Below are 21,889 nucleotides of genomic sequence, written 5' to 3' on the forward strand. Positions count from 1 at the left end.
CGTTACAGAGTGTAACGCCTTTTCAAATTTTAAATAGTTAATTAATTTTTTATAATCTTTTTTGTAATTGTTCCTTTATCTGTTTCAATGATAGCATAGTAAACTGCTGTGTCTAGTGTAGCAAGATTTATTTTATACGTATTATTTGAAACTTTTTTAATATTAACAATTTCTCTTCCTCTAGGATCGAATATTTTAATTTTATTGATAATAGCATTCTGAGATGAAATTGTTATAATCCCGTTTGTAGGATTTGGATATAATTTAATATTTTCAGCATTAGTATTAGTCAGTCCTAAAGTTTCTTGTTGGAAATGTACCGTAAAACGATTGTCATATGTTCCAGCATCTGCTTGGAAAGTATATTCATTTATTGATAAATTAGTTGTAATTCCTAATTCGTTATCAGTCAATAATACGGTTTCGCCTTCAATATTTATTCCTTCAATACTTGAAAGTGAAATGGTGTATGATTGATCATCTCTATTTTCTATTAACGTTGAGAAACCAAATGGTACACTCATTGTATCGTTAAAAGATCCAAGACCTTGAATACCTAATTGTTCAGTTCCATCTTGTAAATGAGAGTATAATGAAACAACAGTGCCTAAACGTTGAGTGTCATACGCAGGATCAATTTCATTAGTGGCAGTTGCAATGAAACCAAGACCGGCCGTACTTCCTAAGTTATATTTATTATCTAAAACATTAAGTCTCATTAAATCTTTGTCTTCTAGTTGAGCTCTAAGTGTTGTATTTCCAGATGTCAGTCTCATTGCGTTTGTAAAAGTAATATCTCCACCTGAGTTTGCCATAATCCCAAAACCTTGTCCTGTTGAAATTATACCATTTGGCGTGGTTCCTCCACTTGCTGCAGGAATTCCCATCATACCATTATATGTTGAGATGTCTTCCATACTAAAATTTTCAGTCAAAGGACCGGGCACACCACTGTTAGGTGTTATATTATGTTCCCAAAAATAGACTTCGCTCACACGACTATTGTCTTCAATAAACTTTTCAGCATCAATTGCAGATGCGTAAGGATTTGAAATAATGCTAGGGCTGTCTTCTTTATTATCGCCGAAGAAAGCATTATAGCTAATGTCACCACTATTAAGTGTCCCTTCTGTAAAGTTGTAATTGTACGAACCATCATCTGTATAAGAAGGTCTCAGTAAATAACCTTCTCCAGGGTTTAAAACACCAGTGTGATTTGAATAGTCAAATGCATTGTTGTTATTGTTTAAAAAATTTATTCCACTAATTCCCGGGAAAGGGCTAAAGTTTTGAGTGGTGTGTTTGAGTAATTGATACGGGTTATTGAATACAGCATCGCTACTAGTAGTCATTGGGCTTCCTAAAAACATGAAATCACGGGCAGTTAATTCTGGTGTTGTTAGTGCAACGTTTATAGTTCCATTGTTCGTTACTGTGGCATTACCCATAATTTGAACTACACTTCCAGTGTGTTCAATTATTAAAGATGCTCCAGCGTTAACAGTAATGTTACCATTAACATTTACATAGTCACCAGCTGTAATTGTAAGAGTTGCATTGTTTGTAACTGTTAATGTACAAGCATCAAAGCTACCTCCATTTAAAGATGTATTGTAATCTGTGCTAATTGTAGTATTACTTGATATACTAGAAATATCTCCATCAGTCCAACCATTATTATACGAAGCTATATCTGGACATGGAATTAATGTTACATTTATATCATCAATTGCCATATCGCTAGCAAAACTTCCATTTCTGCTACCTATAAATCTTAATTTTACATTATTACCTCTATATGCATTTAAATTAACAGTCTGATCATTAAACCAATTACTACCTTGAGCACCAGTTTTTGACCACAAAGTTACCCATCCAGAACCAGTTTGATTATTTGCTTGTAAAGCGAGAGTTCCTATATTACCGCCAAGCATGTGATAATCAAATGAGATTTGCGCACCAAAATCACTAGGTATTTCAAAGCATGGAGAGGCTATAGCGGCGTTATCAGAAGCACCTGTAATATCTGAAGCTTCAAGATATGTGTAAAAAGTTCCTTGATTTGCATTTGTAGGTCCTGTATTTCCACTAGCTGTAGTTCCTCTGTCTCTCATCCAAGAACGATCGTTGTCATTTGGGTTACCGTCTAGATCAAAACGCTTCCAAGAATTAGTTTCAAAATCCATTGCATACGGGAATTCTGTAACTAATTCATTACAAAAACTAACATTTTCTCCATCATCAAACATATCTTGTAATTTATCGATAGGCTCAGTAAAGTTAGGAACACCATTTGTTGTTGCTTGACCAGAAATTGCATCTGTATTATAATATAATGATGGTGTAGATTCACCTGGAGAAAGTACTTGAATAAAAGCTGTGCGACCACTATTGGTGTCACTTTCACACCTAGAATCACCACCTACTCTTTTTGCCGCTTGCATTGCAGCCATCAATTTTTCTGCTAGATTTCCATCTGTATTTACAAATGCAGTCTCCATATCATTTAGTAAATCTTGTCCATTTAAGTTGTCAGCCGCACTGTCGTTATCTAAAATATTCCCTTGTATGGAATAAGTAATTCCGTTAGTATCACTACCGCCTATGTTATTCCCATAGTGTCCATTAGAGCTTCCTGTAAAGCCTGCATGAGTTAAATTTCCAGCATTGTCAAAGCCTACAATACCATATTGTCTACTTGCACTTTGTCCATCAGCATTTACAGTCGCAGTAATAATTTGTTGTGGAGAATCACCAGCTAACATTCTATTTCTTGCAAAAATTTGTGTACTTTCATTATAGGCTGCTTGAGAATGAATCCCTCCAATAATATTACCGTCATTATCTCTAATTAAGTCACTTAAAAAGTCAATTCCAGCGTCAAAATTCACACAACTACAACCCGCTCCGCCCACTTGTCCTGTGTTAGGGTCAAAGGCTACAATTGAAAATGTATCACCTTCATCATTTCTAGAGGTGTCAATAACTTGGGATTCCGGATTGTTTTTTAATAATTCTTGATTTTGAATATTGTAAGAATCATCGCTATTCGATTTAAATAAAAAAATTGTTGCAATTGTTAGCAATGCAATTATTGATGTAATTAGTGTTTTCATAATAAATAGGGGCTTTATTTTGGGTTATTATAATTGTCTTAATAGTGTTATTGTTAAATAAGCATCTTGAGCATTATCTGTAAAACTGTTATTTCCTTGGTAGGGATTAGAGCAAAGGCCAAAAAAAGCATAACCAGTAGCTGCTCCACCACAAACTGAAGATAAGTTTAAGCTATTTGGATCGACATTTTCATGGGCCCAAAGACGTGCACGTACTTTAAAATTATATGAGTCTCCTTCACTTAAATCAACTATATGTACTATAGTTGTTTGTCTTCCTAAGGCTTGAAATGCACTAGTACCTGGTGCTTTCTTAGTGTTTGAACTAACTGTGCTTTCTGCTACTTTTGTATTGTCTATTTCTAACATATAAGATCCATGTACAGTAGCTTCGCGAGCAGTATTCAAATGGTTGAGAGCAGCTATATAGCCTGTCACATGAATTTCATAAGTGCCTGTATAGGGTGCTACAAAATTTTGGTCTAGACCGGGAATTGTATAGGTTGTTGTTGTGTTTGCTGCACGCACAGTCTCAGTTTGTTCGTATTGAACAGTAAAACCTTCGTTAAACATTTTTTCCCATCTATTCCCATCCCAAAAATAAAATCCGGGGGAGACTTTATTTAACCCACTACCTAGGTTTGAAGTGTTATAAATCCATAACCCTTCTACTAGGGTTGCAGGTATAGTAGTAATATCATTTCTTGATTGTAATGAAATTTTAGGAATCATTAAACCTTTGTTCTCACTTTTAAGCTGAAATATAGCTCCATTGTCAATCGTGTGATTCTCCGTTGAATCTGGAATTACTACTTGAGCTGAAGTACCAACTGAAGCTGTTAAAATGATGAGTAAAAATTGAGCTAAAAAATAATTTTTCATGATGTTAGTTTAAAGTATGTGCCAATTACATTTTAGTATTGCTTGATGAGGCTAATTGTCATAGTTCCTCGTTGGGCATCATTTAGGGTATTGCCTGAATATCCATTCGTGTTTTTTCCAAAACTTCCAACACTAGTATTATTTGCAAGCCATTCTCTTCCGCGAACTACAAACCTATAAGTAACTCCTGCATTCAATTCCATATTCACTAGTATAGATGCGCTTTGCGCTAGATTATTTACAGATACGCTTCCTAAGCGCTTAGAAGAAGTTGTGAGGTAGGTTTCTTTTACTGTGGCAAATGTCCCACCAGTAGTAGTTTCAGTAAGATTTATATTGTCAATTGCAATATCTGATCTAAAATTTGGACCAGTAGTCCCATTAAACCTTAATTGAACTGAACCGCCTATATAAGGTGATAAATCCACAGAATGAGTAAACCAAGAATTTCCTTTATTTCCAGAATTGGTCCATAAAGAAGTCCAAGTTGCACCATTATCATCACTAGCTTCTAAATCAATAGAGCCCATAGTTGATCCATACATATGATAATCAAAAGTAAAAGTAGCTGCAGGAGACGAAGTTAAATCAAAACAAGGTGAATTTAATATTGCATTTTTATTAAAATTGTTAGTTGCTTCTATGTACATATACCAAGAATTGAAAATCCCACTTGATCCTCTTGATGGTCCAGTAAAGCTGCTAGGGGTCCCATTTTGATCTCGTGTCCAGTTTATATCATCTGCTCCAGATTGTGACCATGAGCCTAATCCGCTTTCAAAGCTTTCGTTGTATGGATATGTCGTAATTCCTCCAGTACAACCTCCTGGACTACCACCACCTCCACTATTAGCAGAAGACATAGCTAAGCTTATAGATCCTTGTGCGGCACCGTCCCCAGATGTGTCAATCAGGTTCCCGGCAGCATAATATCCTTCTACTCTTATTTGATAAGTGCCGCTGAAAGGAACGGTTATATCACCTGTATCTAATCCAGGTAGTAGTACATATTCAGTGTCATTTGCGCTTGCAGTAATTTCTGTTGTTTGATCGTATGAGAGTGTATACCCTTGAGTATAAAATCGACGCCATGAAGTTCCATTAAAATAATAAAAACCAGGTACTACTTCTGTTCCAGAACTACCTGTACTAGCTGTGTTATAAACTAGAAGCCCAATGGTCGGAGATGGGGTGATTGTAGTCATATCATCTGTTCCAGTAAGAGCCACTTTAGTCATTAAAAACCCTTTGTTTGTGCTAGTAATATCTAGAGCAGATGAGGCGCTTGGAGTAGTTGTGTTAATACCTACTTGAGCGTTAGTGAATAATGAGCAGAGTAAAAAACAACTGCTAACTAAAAATATATTCTTTGATATAGTTAAGAATTTCATATGTTGAAACTTAATTCTAACCGCGCTAAATAATTTTTTATAAATCAACAGCTGCAGTAGTACGATTATTATTTTGTTACTGTTGTTTTAAAAGGGTAATTGAAATAGAACCTCTTTGTGCATTATTCACTCCACTAGCACCAGGGTATCCATTTGTGTTTTTTCCAAAAGTTCCAAGTCCCACATTATTACGAGACCATTCCCTTCCCGTAACATTAAAACGGTAGGTATTTAAAAGATTAAGGTCTACCGTATAAATAATAGTTGTGTTCTGAGGAATATTATTTAAAGTAACACTTCCAATTCGTTTAGAAGTAGATGTCACGTACCTTTCTTTTACTCTTACTGGTAATCCAATGCCAGTAGTCATGTTCAAGCTAATTGAGGCTTGACCTACACCTTCAGAAGAAGTGTTTGAAAGATTTCCGCAGGCATAAGCAGTTTCAACCTTTATTTGATAAGTTCCAGAATAGGGAACGCTTATGAAACCAGTATCTAAATCTGAAATTTGAGTATATACAGAACTTAATATACTTGCTGTGGTTTGAGATTCTTGGTCAAATTTTATTCCATACCCTCTATTGTAAAAGCGCAGCCATTGACTTCCGTTCCAATAATAGAAACCTGGGGTAACTTGAAATGGTAAAGCCCCAGAAGTAACTGTGTTGTAAACTAATAGTCCTACTGTAGCACTAGGTGTAATAGTAGTAGTATCTGCTGTACTTGTTAAAGAAACTTTAGGTAATAAAAATCCTTTATTTGATGCTGAAATATCTAAAAGAGCTCCTACTGCTGGGGATGTAGTGTTTATTCCTACTTGTGAATAACTAAAAGTAGTATTTACTACTAATAACAATAAGCATAATTTTAGAATAGTGTATTTTTGCCTCATATTAATACGTATCTAGATTGGGGACTACTAAATTATAGCTTACATTTTAATAATTGCGATTAAAAACAATTTTTTTCGATGAAATACATTAAATTTTAACATTTTTCATTTAAAACCAGAATTTTTTTATCGATAAAATACATTATTCGGCTACAAAACACAATCCATGACCAGTTTTTACGATTGTGCGGTAACAATTTTTTAAGATGAAATTTTGGAAATATCAAAATTGAATTATGAGTAACAATTCAATAAATATTAATTATTTATCAGATACTAATATTCTTGACATTAAGCGAGATGATTTGTTGCATCCACACATTTCAGGGAATAAATTCAGAAAATTAAAATTTACCATTTTAGAGGCAAAAAAAATAGAGGCAAAAACATTACTAACTTTTGGTGGTGCTTTTTCAAATCATATTGCAGCAGTTGCCGCAGCAGGAAAAATTCATTCATTTAATACAATAGGCGTTATTAGAGGAGAGGAGTTGGTTTCTAAGGTTAATAATAATCCTACATTATCTTATGCTAAAGCTCAAGGAATGCAACTATTTTTTGTTTCTAGAGAACAATATAAAGACAAAGAATCTCCAGAGTTTATAAATTTATTACATCAAAAATTTGGTGAATTTTATAATATTCCTGAAGGCGGAACTAATGACTTGGCTGTTCAAGGCTGCGCCGGAATTTTAACACCTCAAGATTTGAGTTATGATTATGTATGTGTTTCGGTAGGAACAGGGGGGACTATAGCAGGTATTGTTACTTCAGCAGCACCACATCAACATGTGTTAGGGTTTTCAGCGTTGAAAGGTACATTTCAGAAGGAAATAATATCAAAATATTCAGAGAATAAAAATTTTACTTTGATAGATGATTATTGTTTTGGTGGGTATGCTAAAATAGATTTAAAATTAATTCGTTTTATAAATGAGTTTAAAGAAAATCACAATATCTCACTCGACCCAGTGTACACCGGAAAGCTATTTTATGGTATTTTCGATTTGTTGAAAAATGGATATTTCAGAGAAAATAGCCGTATTTTAGCCGTTCATACTGGAGGCCTTCAAGGTATAGCGGGTATGAATGAAAAATTAAAGAAAAAAAACCTTCCTACAATCAATGTTTAAGTTATCACATCGCATTCCTTCCTTAATTATTATTATAGTTTTATTATTTGCTAGTTGCAAAGCAAAAAAGAAAGCAGTTACATATAAAAAAAGAGATAAAACCGAGAAAGTGGTTATAGCAACCCCAAAAAAGGATAATCCAGTTGCTGCAAATCCAACTCCAAAAGAGATTGTTAAACCCAAAGAAACTTCAAGGCCAAAAAATAATAGTTCATATGCAGAAATTGTAACAGATTATATTTCAGAATTTAGTCAAATCGCACAAGAAGAAATGTTACAATATGGTATTCCTGCAAGTATAACATTAGCACAAGGGATTTTAGAAAGCGGAGCGGGCAGAGGCGAGTTGAGCAATAAGGCAAATAATCATTTTGGAATAAAATGCCATAAAGGATGGGAAGGCGAACGTGTTTATCATGATGATGACCGAAGCCAGGAATGTTTTAGAAAATATGTTGACCCTAAATATTCTTACCGTGATCATTCATTATTCTTAACTGGGCGAAGTAGATATCAAGATTTATTTAAATTAAATAAAGAAGACTATAAAGGATGGGCACGTGGTTTAAAAAAAGCTGGCTATGCAACAGATCCTAAATATCCTAACAAGCTTATAAGTATTATTGAGCGTTATGATTTACAGCGTTATGACAACCAAACGATTGGTAGTTCTGCAAAAATCACTAATGTTGATGAAACAAAAATTAGCACTTATATTGTGAAAAAAGGAGATACCTTATATAGTATTTCTAGGAAATTTAATGTAGCAGTAAGCTCGTTAAAAGAGTATAATGGTCTTGATGACAATACTTTGTCAATAGGACAACAATTATATCTACACGCAGTAAAAAATTAAATTAAGATGATATATCAAAGAAGCAGTACCTTATTCGCTGCGGCTAAAAACGTAATTCCTGGTGGAGTAAATAGCCCTGTACGCGCATTTAAAGCAGTAGGTGGTGATCCTATTTTTGTAAAGAAAGCGAAAGGCGCTTATTTATATGACGAAGATGGAAATACATTAATTGACTATATAAACTCATGGGGGCCTATGATCTTAGGCCATGCTCATGAACCAGTTGTAAACGCCGTTATTGAAAAAACAAAGTTAGGAACGTCATTTGGGATGCCTACAGAAATAGAAACTAAAATAGCTGAATTAGCAATTTCTATGGTTCCAAATATCGATAAAATAAGATTTGTAAATAGTGGTACAGAAGCTTGTATGAGTGCTGTGCGTTTAGCACGTGGATTTACTGGTAAAGATAAAATTATAAAATTTGCAGGATGTTATCATGGGCATAGTGATTCTTTTCTAATACAAGCAGGAAGTGGTGCAGTAACCTTTGGAAGCCCTAATAGTCCTGGTGTTACAAAAGGTACGGCTAAAGATACTTTGCTTGCAGAATATAATAATTTGTCTCAAGTTGCTGAAATTATCAACGACAACAAAAACGAAATTTCTTGTATTATTTTAGAACCTATAGCTGGAAATATGGGGTGTATTCCACCTGCTGAGGGTTTTCTGGAAGGGTTGCGTAAACTTTGTGATGAAAACGAAATATTGCTCATATTTGATGAGGTAATGACAGGGTTTAGGGTGGCAAAAGGAGGTGTGCAAGAACTTAAAAATGTGAAAGCAGATATTGTTACCTTCGGAAAAGTAATAGGCGGGGGACTGCCCGTTGGTGCATTTGCCGCTCGTGAAGAAATTATGAATCATTTAGCGCCTTTAGGACCAGTTTACCAGGCAGGAACATTAAGTGGTAATCCACTAGCAATGGCTGCGGGATATGCAATGTTAAATGAATTAAATAGTAAGTCTGAAATTTTCAAATCTTTACAGAAGAAAACCGAATATTTACACAAAGGAATGACCGAAGTTTTAAATAATCGTTCCATTGCTCACACTATTAATAGAGAGCAATCAATGATTTCGGTACATTTTTCTGAAACGCCAGTTACAAATTTTAAAACTGCTGCAAATGCAAATAATGAAACTTTTAAAAAGTTTTTTCACGGTTTGCTTAATAATGGTATTTACATTGCTCCAAGTGCTTTTGAAACTTGGTTTTTGTGTGACGCGTTATCTTATAAAGATTTAGATAAAACAATTGAAGTAATTGATAAGACAGTTCAAACATTTTAAACATAAAAAAGTCCCACAATTTGTGGGACTTTTTTAATTATATTAAAAACAATTTATTGCTTTTGCATTGCTAAGTATTTTGTGTATTGCTCAGCAGTTAATGTTTTTTTCATAGCATCGTTAAGTGTTTTGTCTAGTTCAGTTTTCTTCACCTTAACTTCAGCGTTATTCATGTCTTTTCCTGATACGCTTTTTCTCATGCTTACTTCATTTGCAGTAAATGCTCTAAAAACAGCACGTTGTTGATCACCTGTTAATTGTAACGCATCGTTTAAATTAGATGTTTTCGTTTTTGCAACTACCTCTGGTCTGTCATCTTGTGTTGTAGATAGTGACTGAGCTTGTGCATTTTGAGCTCCAAAAATAAATAGTGCAGCTACTGCTATTACTTTAAATAAATTTTTCATTGTCGGTTTTTTATTAAATAATGTACTAATGTAAATAATTTGATTTCAATAAACCAATAATTGAGCCAAAAAGATGAATTTCAAAACAATGTGTTTAATTTTTTATCATTTCGGTTACTATATGATATCACTATTTGGCTCAATGGAAAGGTGCGTTTGCTAGTTAGAGGTTTTTAAAAATTGTGTTCGATAGTACTTTCACTATAAATCTAAAAAGATATATCAACATGAAAACAAAAATTTTATTATCAGCAATGCTTATTGTATTGGTGTTCACCGCATGGAAGGTTATTGAACCTTCAAAACAATTTACTGAAACTCAAAGAGTGCTTGAGCCAGAGGCTGGGTGCGTATTTATGACTGTAATGGGGGAGGAGTCCTCAAATAATTTTTCTCTATATAAAAATGATGAAAACCTAACTCTAGCTATCCGTGATGGATTAGCATGGTTGTCAAAGGCACAGTTAGAGAATGGAGGGTACGGTGCGGGAACTCATAATGCGCAAAACGTTATGGATCCTCATGCTGTTCAAGGCGACCCAGCAACAACTGCAATGGTAGCAACAGCTTTTTTAAGAAGCGGAACCACATTAAAAAAAGGTATTTATAGTAAGCAGCTACAAGGAGCAATTAATTATTTGCTAAACGAAGTTGAACGTAATAAAAACAACGAATATATCACCCAGGCAAGAGGTACTCAAATTCAGCGTAAGCTAGGTGAAAATATAGATGTGGTAATGACAGCTCAGTTTTTTTCTAATCTTTTAGGGAGAGAATTAAAAGGTGTGGACTCGAATAGAGTGTCAAGAGCATTAGATATTTGCATTGATAAAATCCAGCGAAGTACAGATGATCAAGGAAAACAAAAAGGTGCAGGTTGGGCTGGTGTTTTGCAAAGCGGTCTCGCTAATAGTGCACTAGAAGCGGCACAATCTGTGGGAGCTTCGGTAAATGAAGATATTTTAGAAAAATCACGAGCATATCAAAAATCAAATTATGATGGTGAAAACGGAAATATTAATACTGCAGATGGTGCCGGTGTTATGCTATATTCTGTTAGTGGTAGTGTGAGAGCAACTGCAAAAGATGCGCGTAAAGCTGAGAATGCTATCAAAGAAGCAAATAAGAATGGGACATTAGAAGAAAAAGTTGTTAATGCTGCAAATCTTCAAAAAGCAGGATATACTGAAGCTGAAGCAGCAGAATACACAGCGTCTTACAATGTATATCAATCTGCTAAGAAAGTAGCGCAACGTGAAGATGTTCTCAATGGTTTTGGCAATAATGGAGGAGAAGAGTTTTTAAGTTTCTTACAAACAGGTGAATCTCTTGCAGTAAATCAAGATAATGATTGGACAAAGTGGTATAATGATATGAGTGGGAGAATCTTAAAAATCCAAAATCAAGATGGTAGCTGGAATGGACACCATTGTATTACTAGTCCTGTGTTTTGTACAGCAACTAGCTTACTCTTGTTAACTATTGATAACGATATTGAATATTTAAGTAACATGGGTGAAGATTAAACGTCTTTTGTCAAAAACACGCTTAATTTATAAATGTAGACCTATCTAATTTTTAATTTGTTTATTACTACATTATTTTAGTATATCAAGATTCATGTCTTGTTTGTTGAGATGGAAACATCTTTTTTAAAACATCGCTTACGCTACCTTAAATGCTAGCCCGCTTATGCCAAAAAGCAGGAACAGTGAGCGGTGTTATTTTAAAATAGCCGCTATAAAGCGGCTATTTTGTTTTATCTATAAAATTAAATTAAGCTCTTATTTTTTTATAAATTTCTTAGTTAAACTACCGTTACTTGTTTCAACCTTTACAAAGTAAACGCCACCTTGAAGACTAGCAATCTGTATATTCTTTACAGTTGCTTGGGTGTTTAAAATTTCAGAAAAAAGTTGCTTTCCTTGTATTGAATAAATTGTAATAGTTGCGTTGCTTTCTAGATTTGGCATCGAGATATTTAAAAGGTCTTTGGCAGGATTTGGAAAAATTGCCAATCCTACTAAATGCTGTGAAATAACACCTAATGCTACATCTTCATCTAAGAAATCTGGAACGTCATTATTGTTGGTATCATCATCAATAGGGTCTCCGTTATTGTTGTAATCTTCATCTTTTGTTAAAATGCCATCACCGTCATCGTCATCGTCAAGATAATTTTCAATTAAATCGCCATCAGTATCAATAAATATTTGTGGTCCAAGGCCTGCGCCTATTCCTTGAATTTCGTCGATCGTTTCTACATTGTCGCCATCATCATCACTATCTAGATAATTAGGGATGTTGTCACCATCTGTGTCATCATCTTCCAAGTCGCCATTATTGTTAAGGTCTTCGTCATCATTAGGGATTCCATCGCCGTCAATATCCAATGTGTCAGTCAATATTAAATCAAAGTTTATTAGAGAGAAACACCCTGTGTTAAAATTTGTAACCGAAACATGTATTGTTTGTGGATTGGTAATATTTGAATATTGTGTGGGGTCAACTATAGGATTCATATTTGACTGAGCATCTGCTAAAGTTTCAAAATAGTTAATATCAAAGTCGTTAGAAGGAAGACTATTTATTATTTTTCCTTCAACGTTTGTCAAATCAAATATTTCTGTGCCGTCCATATCTTCATCTACTAAGAATAAATTATTTGGGGTGACGGGTTGGGGAGTTTCATTTACAATTAAACTAAATTGTACTATATCAAAACATCCAGTATTGTTATTTGATAACCTTGCATATATTATTTGAAAATTTCCAGCGATATTAGTATATTCAGTGCTATTAGGTATAATATTTACATTTAATTCTGCTTCAAGAAAAACCTCATGATAAGTTACTGTAAAATTGGCTGGAGAATTAGAGCCCAATATTTCTGTACTTAATGAAGCGAGGTTAAATGTTCCAAAACCGTCATTATCAATATCACAAACTTCTAAGTTACTTGGTTGGTTTGCCTCAACTTCACAATTGACATTCAATACAAAAAATTTATAAAAGCTCATGCAACCTGTATTTTCTTCAATTGTTCTGTAGTAAATTATTTGAGAATATTCTACTTCATTAGTGTATGCTTCAGGATTTAATATTGATAAATTTGAGTTTAAATCATTAAGAGAAGCATAGTATATTACAGAAATAATTGAAGGGTCTTGTCCATTTAAAATGATAGTATCGTTTATTGTTAAATCTACCTGAGCAAAACCATCACCGGTCCCATCATTAATATCTATATTGTCACAATTAGATCCAGAACTACATCCGTTATTAGCTGGTGGTGTATTAAATATTGTAGTAGTTTCAGAAATTATCAACCCGCTGCCTGTAGTAATCTCAACTTTGTAATCATTCTGTTGAGTTGCAGTATAAGTTGCATTAGTCTCACCTGGTAATGGTACGTTATTTCTAAACCATTGATAAGATTGAGCATTTGTACAAGTAGCATCAAGTAGAAAATTAGAGCCTCCGCAGCTGTAATATTCATCTTCCAATACATCAACACACGACTGAGAAAACCCAGTAGATATTGAAAATAAAGCAAGTAAAATGAGTAGTAATTGTTTCATAAAGCATTTTTTTTCAAATATAAACAGATGGTTTTTAATGGGTTCTAAAAAACACCAATTTTAACGTAGTCTCATACAATCCCGTTCTCTCCATTTTTGCCTTCAACCATGCGTAAAAACTCATCACAAACACGTCCTCTTTTTCTGTGCCAATCCACTCAAAAGAGGTTTCTACCAACTGCTGAAATTTATCAGAATTGATCTCTTGAGGAGCCTCATAATATTTTGAGACCAGTTTAATAAAATTCAACACACGAACCTCACCCGAAGCTTTCAACTGTTTTGAAAATCGATTGTTAAAACCCGTAATCCTTGAAAGCACAACATCCAGTTTATCCAGTTCTATCAACACCAAAATTTCAATAATCGATTTTTTAATCACCCAAATCCAACCGTTTTTCTTTTCGTACCACAAATCGGTATGGTGCATTTGCTTTAAAACAGCATAACAATCCTCATATTTTTCTTGCTGAAAAAAACAAACGGCAAGCGTTAAATCAATATCCAGGGAGTTAGAGGTATATTGTTTTAATAATGAAATTGCTTTGTTGGGTTGATTGGTGTAATTAAAACAAAGCGCTCTATTTAGAGTCAGTTTTTCTTGGAATCTGCCATAGTACTTGCGGTGTTCCTTTTCCATTTGGGTTTCCATAATTCCCAAAAATTTTGTCGAAGTTTCAAAATCCTTATTTCTAAAACTTACCGTTGCCATCACATTCAACATTTCAATATGATAGAATAAGTGTTTATTGGCAAGCTCTCCTTTTTCCGAAACTATCTCGTACAACCTAAATAAAAAAGGAGCACTGTCATAATAATAACTTTGCAAACGAGCGGCCGTTGCTGTAATACTCATTAATTGAAAAAGTGATTTATAGGTAAGTTTGTTATCGAGTCCAATTTTAAAATTGCTAAAAACATCAGTAATAATATCTTGTATTGATTTTTGCTTCTTCGATTTTAAAGCTTCCTTAATATGCGCATACGCCATATTCATTTGTTGCTCACGGTTAAATAGTGCAAGGTTTTTTTCTGCTGAAATGATAAGCTCATTTAAAATGATTGCAGGATTAAGATGCGCGTATTGAATTTTAGTATGATAAATTTCGGTAAGAATAGCATACACATCTAATTGTAGCGCAGATTTTTCAGCTTTAGCTAGCGTTTTAAATCCTAGTTTGTAATGTTTGTGTTCAAAGAAAATCCGGCTGGAAAGTAGTAGTTTAAGTATTTCAAGTTCTTCACTTGTTTCTCCTGCAAAGCTTTTTAAGGCAATGAAATCAATAAGACTATCTTGTAATCTTTTACACAATGCATGAAAGGCATTTTTAGAATCTTTTCCATACAATTTGACAACAATATTATCTGTCTCTCCTTTAACAATAAGCTTAAAGAGTGTAGTGTTTTTTGTGTCTCCTCTTCGGTTTTTTTGCTGTAGGTTTAAGATAAAATCACGCTGTTCTTCAGCAGAAAGTGTTTCTATAATGCTCTGTAATGCTTTCATTTAATCGTAAGTTTTTTTTGTGTCAGTTTGGGTTAAATGGAAGACAGTAAGGTAGTGTTATATTTAACTTGTGTCAAATATAACAAATAAAATCACTCAAATTTTGTTTATAAAGCACACTTTGGCTTCTTTCAATAAAGTATTATTAATTAAATATTTGTTTTTTTAAATCGTAAGTTTTAATAAAAAGTAACATTTCCGAAGAACTTAATCCACCGCATCTTTGTGGGGTAAATAATTTTAATGCCGTTTTAATTGAAATATGGAGCATTCTTAATTTGAATTATTTTTTGTTCAAATGAGATTAAAAAATAAAAGCATAGCCTTAGCTACGGTTTTATTTTATAGCGATATGTGGACGAAAAAGAAACAAATTATATGTTTTATATTTTAGTTAGAGCGGCATAAATCATCAAAATCAAAAATTATGGAACATGTATTTAATGAAAAGAAGCCTGTAAACGCTCCTGCATTTGAGGAGAAAGTTGTTACTAAAAAGAGTAAAAAAGTAGAAGACTTTAATTGTAAACCAAGCCCAGCATTTATTGGTGCTTCTTGGACAGCATTACTAATAGGGATGGTGTCTTATTGCATAGGTTTATGGAATGTGGGGATGGAATTGAATGAAAAAGGCTATTATTTTACCATTCTGTTATTTGGTCTTTTCTCAGTGGTCTCCGTACAAAAAAGTGTGCGGGATAGAGTAGAGGGGATCCCAGTGACAGATATGTATTACGGGATAAGCTGGTTTACCACCATCGCCTCTATTGTATTGTTAATAATTGGTTTGTGGAATGCAGACATTGAGCTTAGTGAAAAAGGATTTTACGGAATGTCATTCACGCTAGCGCTTTTTGCCGCTGTCGCAGTGCAGAAAAATACTAGGGACGTTAAGTTTCTAGATGAAAAGGCAAATAGCTAACTATTAGTTTTAAGAGGTTGCGTGCTGGGCTTTTTACCTAGTACGCAATCCACAAAACAACATTAATTAAATAAAAAAATATGACGTCAAAATTAGAAAGAGACTTCGATGAGCTTGTAGGAGCTCAGGTTATTTCAACTGAGGTTCAGAACAATATTTTAGAATATTACGACACAAAAAAACAGGCAGAGCCCAACAAACTTTTTGCCATTTTTGGCGTGCTAGGTTCCTTGCTCGTGGGTTTAGGTGTTATTTTGATAATCGCTCATAATTGGGATGATTTTAGTAGAGGAACAAAAACTATTTGGGCATTTTTGCCTTTAGTTATTGGGCAAATTGCCGTTGCATTTTCTTATTTTAAAAGAAAGGGGAAGTCTTGGGTAGAAGGCTCGGCTACATTTTTATTCTTTGGGATTGGAGCGAGTTTATCACTGGTTAGCCAGATTTATAATATTAGTGGCAGTATGTCCTCTTTAATTTTGACTTGGATGTTGCTCGCTGCACCTTTAATCTATCTTTTAAAGTCGTATGCTTCACTATTATTACATCTTTTGTTCGCCACGATTTACGCCTGTAATGTGGGATATTTTAATGATGATATTCCGTGGTTGTATATTCCATTAGTGCTGTTTGTATTGCCTGCATATTTTAAAAATATTAAGATAGCGCCAAGCGATAATAGCACGGGAATGCTACACTGGCTGGTGCCTGCGAGTATTTTGATTTCGCTAGGTGCCTTTGTTTCTGGAAATGATACAGTGGGTTTTGTAATGTATATGGCGTTGTTTGGGTTGTTTTATAATATTGGGCATCTTACATATTTTAAAAGCCAAAAAATGCGTCGCAACGGCTATCTCCTCATTGGGTCGTTAGGAACGGTCATCACATTGTTGATTGCCAGTTTTAGGTGGGTGTGGAACGATGGTGCGACCTTCGGAAATGTGACTGATATTTATATTACAGGGTTTTTAATCGCTAGTGCGATTGGGGTTTTAATTTATTTATTTCGTCAAAAGTCATTGAAAATATTTAACCCTTTTCAGTATGCATTTTTACTCTTCGCGGGCATCTTTTTCTTTCAAGAATTTGATTCAATGATACCTATGGTTTTGACAAATATTTTGCTTTTATCTATGGGGTTATATGCAATATATCTAGGCTCAAAACGCAACGCATTTAGCATTCTCAATTATGGATTGCTCATTATTACTTCGCTCATCGCGTTTCGTTTTTTCGATATCGAAATTTCATTCGTAATAAGAGGTGTACTGTTTGTAGCTATAGGAGTCGGATTTTTTGTCGCCAATTATTCCATGTTTAAAAAACAATAATTAAAAAACAGAAGCCATGAATAAATTATTAACACCTATAATCCTTGTGGCACTATTTGCAGCACAATGGTTTATCCCAGCGCAAATGATTTACCAACAAGAAGCAGTACTCACAGAGGGAACTCCCTATAAATTTAAAACGATTCCTATAGATCCTAGCGACCCGTTGCGTGGCAAGTATATAGTTTTAAATTATGAAATGAACAAGTTGAAAATAACAGATTCTTCTCTTTTTAACGTAGATGAGTTTTATGTTTATATTGAAAATGACACCAATGGTTTTGCACAAGCAACACATGCAAGTGCCCAAAAAATGGATAATATGCAAGATTATATAAAAGTTGATTCGGGTTATTTTTATGAAGATACTATTCATTTCCAGCTTCCATTTAATAGATTTTATATGGAAGAATCAAAAGCATACGAAGCTGAGGTCTATGTAAGAAATGCAACTAGAGACACACTACCCTTAAATTGCTACGGGCTAGTTTATATCAAAGAAGGCCAAGCTATTTTAAAAAATGTTATTGTAGATGAGATTTCTATCAAAGATTATGTTTTAAAAAATCGCACAGAATAGAAAAACGCCGAGTAGCACTCAGCGTTTATTTTGATGATGGGAACGGCCTTTTTTAAAGGTCGTTTTTTATTCTTTAACAAACTTCTTACTTAAACGTTGTCCGTTTTCAGTTTCCAAAATAAGGAAATATGTTCCGCTGGCTAGCGATTGAATATTGACGGTATTGTTTTGGATGTTAGCGTTTATTGCTACACCTAATAATGAAGTAATCCGAGCTTTAGGTTTTAAAATTTCCGAAGTATTTATACTTAAAGTTGTTGTCGCTGGAATAGGAAATAATTCGATAGTTGTATTTGTTGAAATTTCAGAAATTCCTAAAATGGGATTACTTCCTTCCTCTACAAATAGTGCTTCGTTTACTGAAACATTTTCAATAAAATCTACCACTCCAGATGGCCATTCTATTAATACTGAGGTTACTTGTGCTGCATCGCCCAAGCCAAAATGTGGATTTAATGTATGCGCTTGTAAAAATCCAATGCCGCTTTGTACATGCCGCACTTGAGTTCCAAAATCTCCCGTTATTGTGATGATGGCGCCTATGCCGTTAGGGTTGCTTTCAATGCCTTTAAGGTTTAATGTTAGATAATTGTTTGAGTTGCCATTATTAACAAGTAGTTTGTCTGTTGTGGTTGCTTTTATATCTAAAAAACCATCGTTGTTAATGTCTCCCACGGTACCTCTACCTAATATGTCGGTTGTATTTTGAGTAAATGTTAAATCACCATTATTCAAGAAAATGCCTTGCCCAAACTCTGCATAAATATCGATAAATCCATCATTATTAAAGTCGAAAGCTACGATTGTAACACTTTGATCCTGCCCTTCAAATCCAGAGCCCATTGTCATATCTGTAAACGTTCCATCCCCATTGTTAATCATCAATTTTGTGCCTATTTCGTTATTGTGTTGATCAGCAACAACCAAGTCCATATCGCCATCATTGTCAAAATCTCCTGTTGCTGTTGACCAAGACTGAACTCCTAAATCTACACCTGCCGCTGGAGCAACATCTGTAAATGTACCATCGCCGTTATTGCGATGTAGTTGATCAACACGTCGTGGATCTGTTGGGCCAGTTCCACCACCAGCAATACATTTTGAAATGTAGACATCCATATCCTTGTCTCCATCATAATCAAACCAAATAGAGCCGTAGTTGCCACCACCTGGTGTGTCACCTATGCCTCCTTGATTGTCTGGTAAAAAATTACCTGTACCATCATTAATAAAATAATTATTAGGGCTTTCATCATTACACATAAATCCATCAATAAATCCATCATTATTGATGTCTATAAAATTTCCGCGTTGACAGAAAATTGAGGTTGTGCTTGTATCATTTTCAGTAAATGCAGTTCCGTCAACATTTGCCTGTAAAAAACTTACGCCAGTTTCTGCTCCATACATTAAATCATTAATACCATTGTTGTCGTAATCTGCAACAGCAAGGCTCCACTCAGCACCATGAGTTACCGTAGTGGGTATTGTCGTCATTTCTAAAGTTCCAGCAGTACTTTGATGATATATAAAAAGATTGTCTGCTTTAGGTATAATTATGTCATCAAGATAATCACCATTTACATCACTAATCCCGTAAATGAGATTTGTGGGCGTAATAGTTTGCTCAGTAAACGTTACATCCTGTGCATTTACAACTGTATTTAGGCAAATAATAGTTATAAGCGTAATTAGGTTTTTCATACTGAAATTTTAAAACAATTAAACAACCTCAACAAATAACCCTTCCTCGGTTTTCTCCACTTTTGCAACACCGTGTTTTGTCAAGCCTTTAATGGTTTTATCCCATTTTTTATTACTTAAACCACTTTCGCCTTTAAGGGTATCAAGGGCCATTCTTTCATTAGATTTTAAAATAGCTAATACTGCTTTTTCTTCATCATTCATCGCTACCGCTTTTTTCTCTGGTCTCATTTGAGGGAAGAATAGTACTTCTTGGATTGATGGATTGTTTGTTAAATACATAATTAATCTGTCCATTCCTATTCCCATACCACTAGTTGGTGGCATTCCGTATTCAAGTGCACGTAAAAAGTCGTAGTCAATAAATGCGGTTGCTTCATCATCACCACGATCTGCAAGTTTTAGTTGTGCTTCAAAACGTTCGCGCTGGTCAATAGGGTCATTTAATTCACTATAGGCATTTGCTATCTCTTTTCCGCAGACCATTAATTCAAAACGTTCTGTCAATTCAGGATTGTCTCGGTGTTCTTTACATAAGGGGCTCATCTCTTTTGGATAGTCAGTAATAAATGTAGGTTGTATGTAATTACCTTCACATTTCTCACCAAAAATCTCATCAATCAATTTACCTTTCCCCATTGTTTTGTCAACTGGAATTCCGAGGTCTTTACAAGCTTGTCTAATCTCATCTTCGCTTTTTCCTGTGATATCAAATCCAGTAAAATGCTTAATGCTTTCTGCCATTGTTACTCTGGCATAAGGAGCTTTAAAGTCAATTTCATGCTCACCAAAAGTTGTTTTTGTAGTTCCATTAACTTCGGTAGCGCAAAATTCTAACAACTGCTCACAGAAATCCATCATCCAGTTGTAATCTTTGTAAGACACATAAATTTCCATCGCAGTAAACTCTGGATTATGTGTGCGGTCCATTCCTTCGTTTCTAAAGTTTTTGGAAAACTCATAAACGCCATCAAAACCACCTACAATCAATCTTTTTAAATACAACTCATTTGCAATACGCATGTATAAAGGGATGTCAAGCGAGTTGTGGTGTGTCATAAATGGACGTGCAGCAGCACCTCCAGCAATAGGTTGTAAAATGGGTGTTTCAACCTCAAAATACTCACGTTCATTAAAAAAAGTACGCATAGCATTAAAGAGCTTCGTTCTTTTAATAAAAACTTCTTTTACATGTGGGTTTACTACTAAATCTGCATAACGTTGACGGTATCTTTGCTCAGGGTCCGTAAATGCATCATGTACTTTTCCTTCAGCATCAACGCGGGGTTGTGGCAAAGGTTTTAATGCTTTTGACAATAATTTAAAGTCTTTAACCATCACCGTTTTTTCTCCTACTTGAGTAGTGAAAAGCTCCCCTTCAATACCTATAAAATCACCTATATCAAGTAATTTTTTATATACCTCGTTGTAGTGTGTTTTATCTTCTCCCGTACAAATTTCATCACGATTAAAATATACCTGTATGCGACCTTCGCTGTCTTGTAACTCAGCAAAAGAAGCTTTTCCTTGAATACGGCGGGACATTAATCTTCCGGCTATAATTACCTTTTTACCTTCTTTAAAATCCTGTTTTATCTGTTTACTCGTATGATCTACCGGAAATAAATCGGCTGGATACGGGTTGATACCTAGGCTTCTAAGTTGTGAGAGTTTCTCTCTACGGATAATTTCTAATTCAGAAAGTTGCATGTGTAAAATTTAAAGCACAAAATTAGCCTATTTGCTCATTTTACGCGGCTTTTTTCTTCTGAAATTTCTTAGATTATAAAAACGGATTTGAAAAGGACAGATCATCCCTGTTTCAAATCCGTTCTATTCCATAGTCTTATTTAGTAGCTACAACTGTGCCTTTGATTTTTAACAACTTGGTTGTCTCAAAGGCATTAGATGTGACCGTGATGGTTTTATTGAAAGCACCCACTCTGTTCGTATCATATTTTACAGTTATCTTTCCTGAAGCACCAGGAGCAATAGGTTTTTTCTCATAGCTAGGAACAGTACAACCACAACTAGATTTTACACTAGAAATAATCAATGGAGCATCCCCAGTGTTTTTAAAGTTAACGGTGCGTTCACCATTACTATTTTGATCTATGGTACCGTACTCAACAATTTGGACTTCAAAATCAATTATAGCAACAGGAGTTATTGCGTTTTCAAAAGCCATTTGCGCACTACTAATTTGTGCAGTTGCTACTAATAAGATGCAAAGTAATGCAGCTTTTTTTAATGTGTTTACTGTAGTTTTCATAATTAAAATGTTTTGTGATTAATAC

Annotated in this window: 17 protein-coding genes; 7 read left to right on the forward strand and 10 right to left on the reverse strand. The window is 34.4% G+C overall.

Annotated elements, in window-relative coordinates; translation table 11 throughout:
* Positions 1–41: 41 nt before the first annotated feature.
* The 4 genes from GB234_RS05140 to GB234_RS05155 all read right to left on the reverse strand — a co-directional run bounded on the left by GB234_RS05140 (position 42) and on the right by GB234_RS05155 (position 6,245).
* Positions 42–3,116: a RemA C-terminal-like gliding motility protein gene (locus GB234_RS05140; RefSeq protein ID WP_151893437.1), complete on the reverse strand. Its 3,075-nt coding sequence runs from the start codon at positions 3,114–3,116 to the stop codon at positions 42–44.
* 27 nt (positions 3,117–3,143) lie between these two features.
* On the reverse strand, positions 3,144–3,998 hold the full coding sequence (locus GB234_RS05145; protein WP_151893438.1) for a phage tail-like protein: 855 nt from the start codon (positions 3,996–3,998) through the stop codon (positions 3,144–3,146).
* A gap of 32 nt (positions 3,999–4,030) precedes the next feature.
* Positions 4,031–5,389, reverse strand: a complete 1,359-nt coding sequence (locus GB234_RS05150) for a phage tail-like protein (protein WP_151893439.1) — start codon at positions 5,387–5,389, stop codon at positions 4,031–4,033.
* A 76-nt stretch (positions 5,390–5,465) separates the two neighbouring features.
* Positions 5,466–6,245 carry a phage tail-like protein gene (locus tag GB234_RS05155; protein ID WP_151893440.1) on the reverse strand — a complete coding sequence of 260 codons (780 nt, stop codon included), beginning with the start codon at positions 6,243–6,245 and terminating at the stop codon, positions 5,466–5,468.
* A gap of 272 nt (positions 6,246–6,517) precedes the next feature.
* On the opposite strand from GB234_RS05155, the gene GB234_RS05160 reads away from it, so the two are divergent.
* The 3 genes from GB234_RS05160 to hemL are packed head-to-tail and all read left to right on the forward strand — an operon-like array spanning position 6,518 to position 9,563.
* Positions 6,518–7,414 carry a 1-aminocyclopropane-1-carboxylate deaminase/D-cysteine desulfhydrase gene (locus GB234_RS05160; RefSeq protein ID WP_151893441.1) on the forward strand — a complete coding sequence of 299 codons (897 nt, stop codon included), beginning with the start codon at positions 6,518–6,520 and terminating at the stop codon, positions 7,412–7,414.
* A complete protein-coding gene (locus GB234_RS05165) occupies positions 7,407–8,270 on the forward strand; it encodes a glucosaminidase domain-containing protein (RefSeq protein ID WP_151893442.1) in 864 nt (287 codons plus the stop codon). Before GB234_RS05160 ends, GB234_RS05165 begins: the two co-directional genes overlap by 8 nt.
* A gap of 6 nt (positions 8,271–8,276) precedes the next feature.
* Entirely contained in the window at positions 8,277–9,563 is a 1,287-nt protein-coding gene (gene hemL, locus GB234_RS05170; RefSeq protein ID WP_151893443.1) for a glutamate-1-semialdehyde 2,1-aminomutase, read from the forward strand.
* A 53-nt stretch (positions 9,564–9,616) separates the two neighbouring features.
* Here the strand turns inward: hemL and GB234_RS05175 are convergent, their stop codons facing one another.
* Positions 9,617–9,970: a hypothetical protein gene (locus GB234_RS05175; protein WP_151893444.1), complete on the reverse strand. Its 354-nt coding sequence runs from the start codon at positions 9,968–9,970 to the stop codon at positions 9,617–9,619.
* Between the two features lie 227 nt (positions 9,971–10,197).
* On the opposite strand from GB234_RS05175, the gene GB234_RS05180 reads away from it, so the two are divergent.
* Entirely contained in the window at positions 10,198–11,496 is a 1,299-nt protein-coding gene (locus tag GB234_RS05180) for a prenyltransferase/squalene oxidase repeat-containing protein (RefSeq protein ID WP_151893445.1), read from the forward strand.
* Between the two features lie 258 nt (positions 11,497–11,754).
* On the opposite strand, the gene GB234_RS05185 is transcribed toward GB234_RS05180, so the two are convergent.
* Positions 11,755–13,551 (reverse strand): T9SS type A sorting domain-containing protein, encoded by a 1,797-nt coding sequence (locus GB234_RS05185; RefSeq protein WP_151893446.1) that lies wholly within the window; start codon positions 13,549–13,551, stop codon positions 11,755–11,757.
* A gap of 34 nt (positions 13,552–13,585) precedes the next feature.
* Positions 13,586–15,055, reverse strand: coding sequence for a hypothetical protein (locus GB234_RS05190; protein WP_151893447.1), 1,470 nt, complete (start codon positions 15,053–15,055; stop codon positions 13,586–13,588).
* 427 nt (positions 15,056–15,482) lie between these two features.
* On the opposite strand from GB234_RS05190, the gene yiaA reads away from it, so the two are divergent.
* From yiaA to GB234_RS05205, 3 genes are all read left to right on the forward strand, one after another.
* Positions 15,483–15,977: an inner membrane protein YiaA gene (gene yiaA, locus GB234_RS05195; protein ID WP_151893448.1), complete on the forward strand. Its 495-nt coding sequence runs from the start codon at positions 15,483–15,485 to the stop codon at positions 15,975–15,977.
* Positions 15,978–16,057: 80 nt separating this feature from the next.
* Positions 16,058–17,308, forward strand: a complete 1,251-nt coding sequence (locus GB234_RS05200) for a DUF2157 domain-containing protein (protein ID WP_151893449.1) — start codon at positions 16,058–16,060, stop codon at positions 17,306–17,308.
* 16 nt (positions 17,309–17,324) lie between these two features.
* The gene (locus GB234_RS05205) at positions 17,325–17,888 is read left to right on the forward strand and encodes a GDYXXLXY domain-containing protein (protein ID WP_151893450.1); all 564 of its coding nucleotides are present in this window, start codon (positions 17,325–17,327) and stop codon (positions 17,886–17,888) included.
* 66 nt (positions 17,889–17,954) lie between these two features.
* Here the strand turns inward: GB234_RS05205 and GB234_RS05210 are convergent, their stop codons facing one another.
* The 3 genes from GB234_RS05210 to GB234_RS05220 all read right to left on the reverse strand — a co-directional run bounded on the left by GB234_RS05210 (position 17,955) and on the right by GB234_RS05220 (position 21,864).
* Entirely contained in the window at positions 17,955–19,592 is a 1,638-nt protein-coding gene (locus tag GB234_RS05210) for an FG-GAP-like repeat-containing protein (RefSeq protein ID WP_151893451.1), read from the reverse strand.
* Between the two features lie 18 nt (positions 19,593–19,610).
* Positions 19,611–21,302 (reverse strand): lysine--tRNA ligase, encoded by a 1,692-nt coding sequence (gene lysS / locus GB234_RS05215; RefSeq protein WP_151893452.1) that lies wholly within the window; start codon positions 21,300–21,302, stop codon positions 19,611–19,613.
* A 136-nt stretch (positions 21,303–21,438) separates the two neighbouring features.
* Positions 21,439–21,864 (reverse strand): DUF1573 domain-containing protein, encoded by a 426-nt coding sequence (locus GB234_RS05220; protein WP_235906055.1) that lies wholly within the window; start codon positions 21,862–21,864, stop codon positions 21,439–21,441.
* Positions 21,865–21,889 lie beyond the last annotated feature (25 nt).

The sequence above is a fragment of the Patiriisocius marinistellae genome (assembly GCF_009014635.1).
Classification (GTDB): Bacteria; Bacteroidota; Bacteroidia; order Flavobacteriales; family Flavobacteriaceae; genus Patiriisocius; species Patiriisocius marinistellae.

Coding starts and splice junctions, on each gene's coding strand:
- GB234_RS05140 (WP_151893437.1), bottom strand. CDS start 3,116: ATGAAAACACTAATTACATCAATAATTGCATTGCTAACAATTGCAACA.
- GB234_RS05160 (WP_151893441.1), top strand. CDS start 6,518: ATGAGTAACAATTCAATAAATATTAATTATTTATCAGATACTAATATT.
- GB234_RS05190 (WP_151893447.1), bottom strand. CDS start 15,055: ATGAAAGCATTACAGAGCATTATAGAAACACTTTCTGCTGAAGAACAG.
- GB234_RS05175 (WP_151893444.1), bottom strand. CDS start 9,970: ATGAAAAATTTATTTAAAGTAATAGCAGTAGCTGCACTATTTATTTTT.
- GB234_RS05220 (WP_235906055.1), bottom strand. CDS start 21,864: ATGAAAACTACAGTAAACACATTAAAAAAAGCTGCATTACTTTGCATC.
- GB234_RS05145 (WP_151893438.1), bottom strand. CDS start 3,998: ATGAAAAATTATTTTTTAGCTCAATTTTTACTCATCATTTTAACAGCT.
- GB234_RS05150 (WP_151893439.1), bottom strand. CDS start 5,389: ATGAAATTCTTAACTATATCAAAGAATATATTTTTAGTTAGCAGTTGT.
- GB234_RS05180 (WP_151893445.1), top strand. CDS start 10,198: ATGAAAACAAAAATTTTATTATCAGCAATGCTTATTGTATTGGTGTTC.
- GB234_RS05200 (WP_151893449.1), top strand. CDS start 16,058: ATGACGTCAAAATTAGAAAGAGACTTCGATGAGCTTGTAGGAGCTCAG.
- GB234_RS05205 (WP_151893450.1), top strand. CDS start 17,325: ATGAATAAATTATTAACACCTATAATCCTTGTGGCACTATTTGCAGCA.
- GB234_RS05185 (WP_151893446.1), bottom strand. CDS start 13,551: ATGAAACAATTACTACTCATTTTACTTGCTTTATTTTCAATATCTACT.
- GB234_RS05210 (WP_151893451.1), bottom strand. CDS start 19,592: ATGAAAAACCTAATTACGCTTATAACTATTATTTGCCTAAATACAGTT.
- yiaA (WP_151893448.1), top strand. CDS start 15,483: ATGGAACATGTATTTAATGAAAAGAAGCCTGTAAACGCTCCTGCATTT.
- lysS (WP_151893452.1), bottom strand. CDS start 21,302: ATGCAACTTTCTGAATTAGAAATTATCCGTAGAGAGAAACTCTCACAA.
- GB234_RS05165 (WP_151893442.1), top strand. CDS start 7,407: ATGTTTAAGTTATCACATCGCATTCCTTCCTTAATTATTATTATAGTT.
- hemL (WP_151893443.1), top strand. CDS start 8,277: ATGATATATCAAAGAAGCAGTACCTTATTCGCTGCGGCTAAAAACGTA.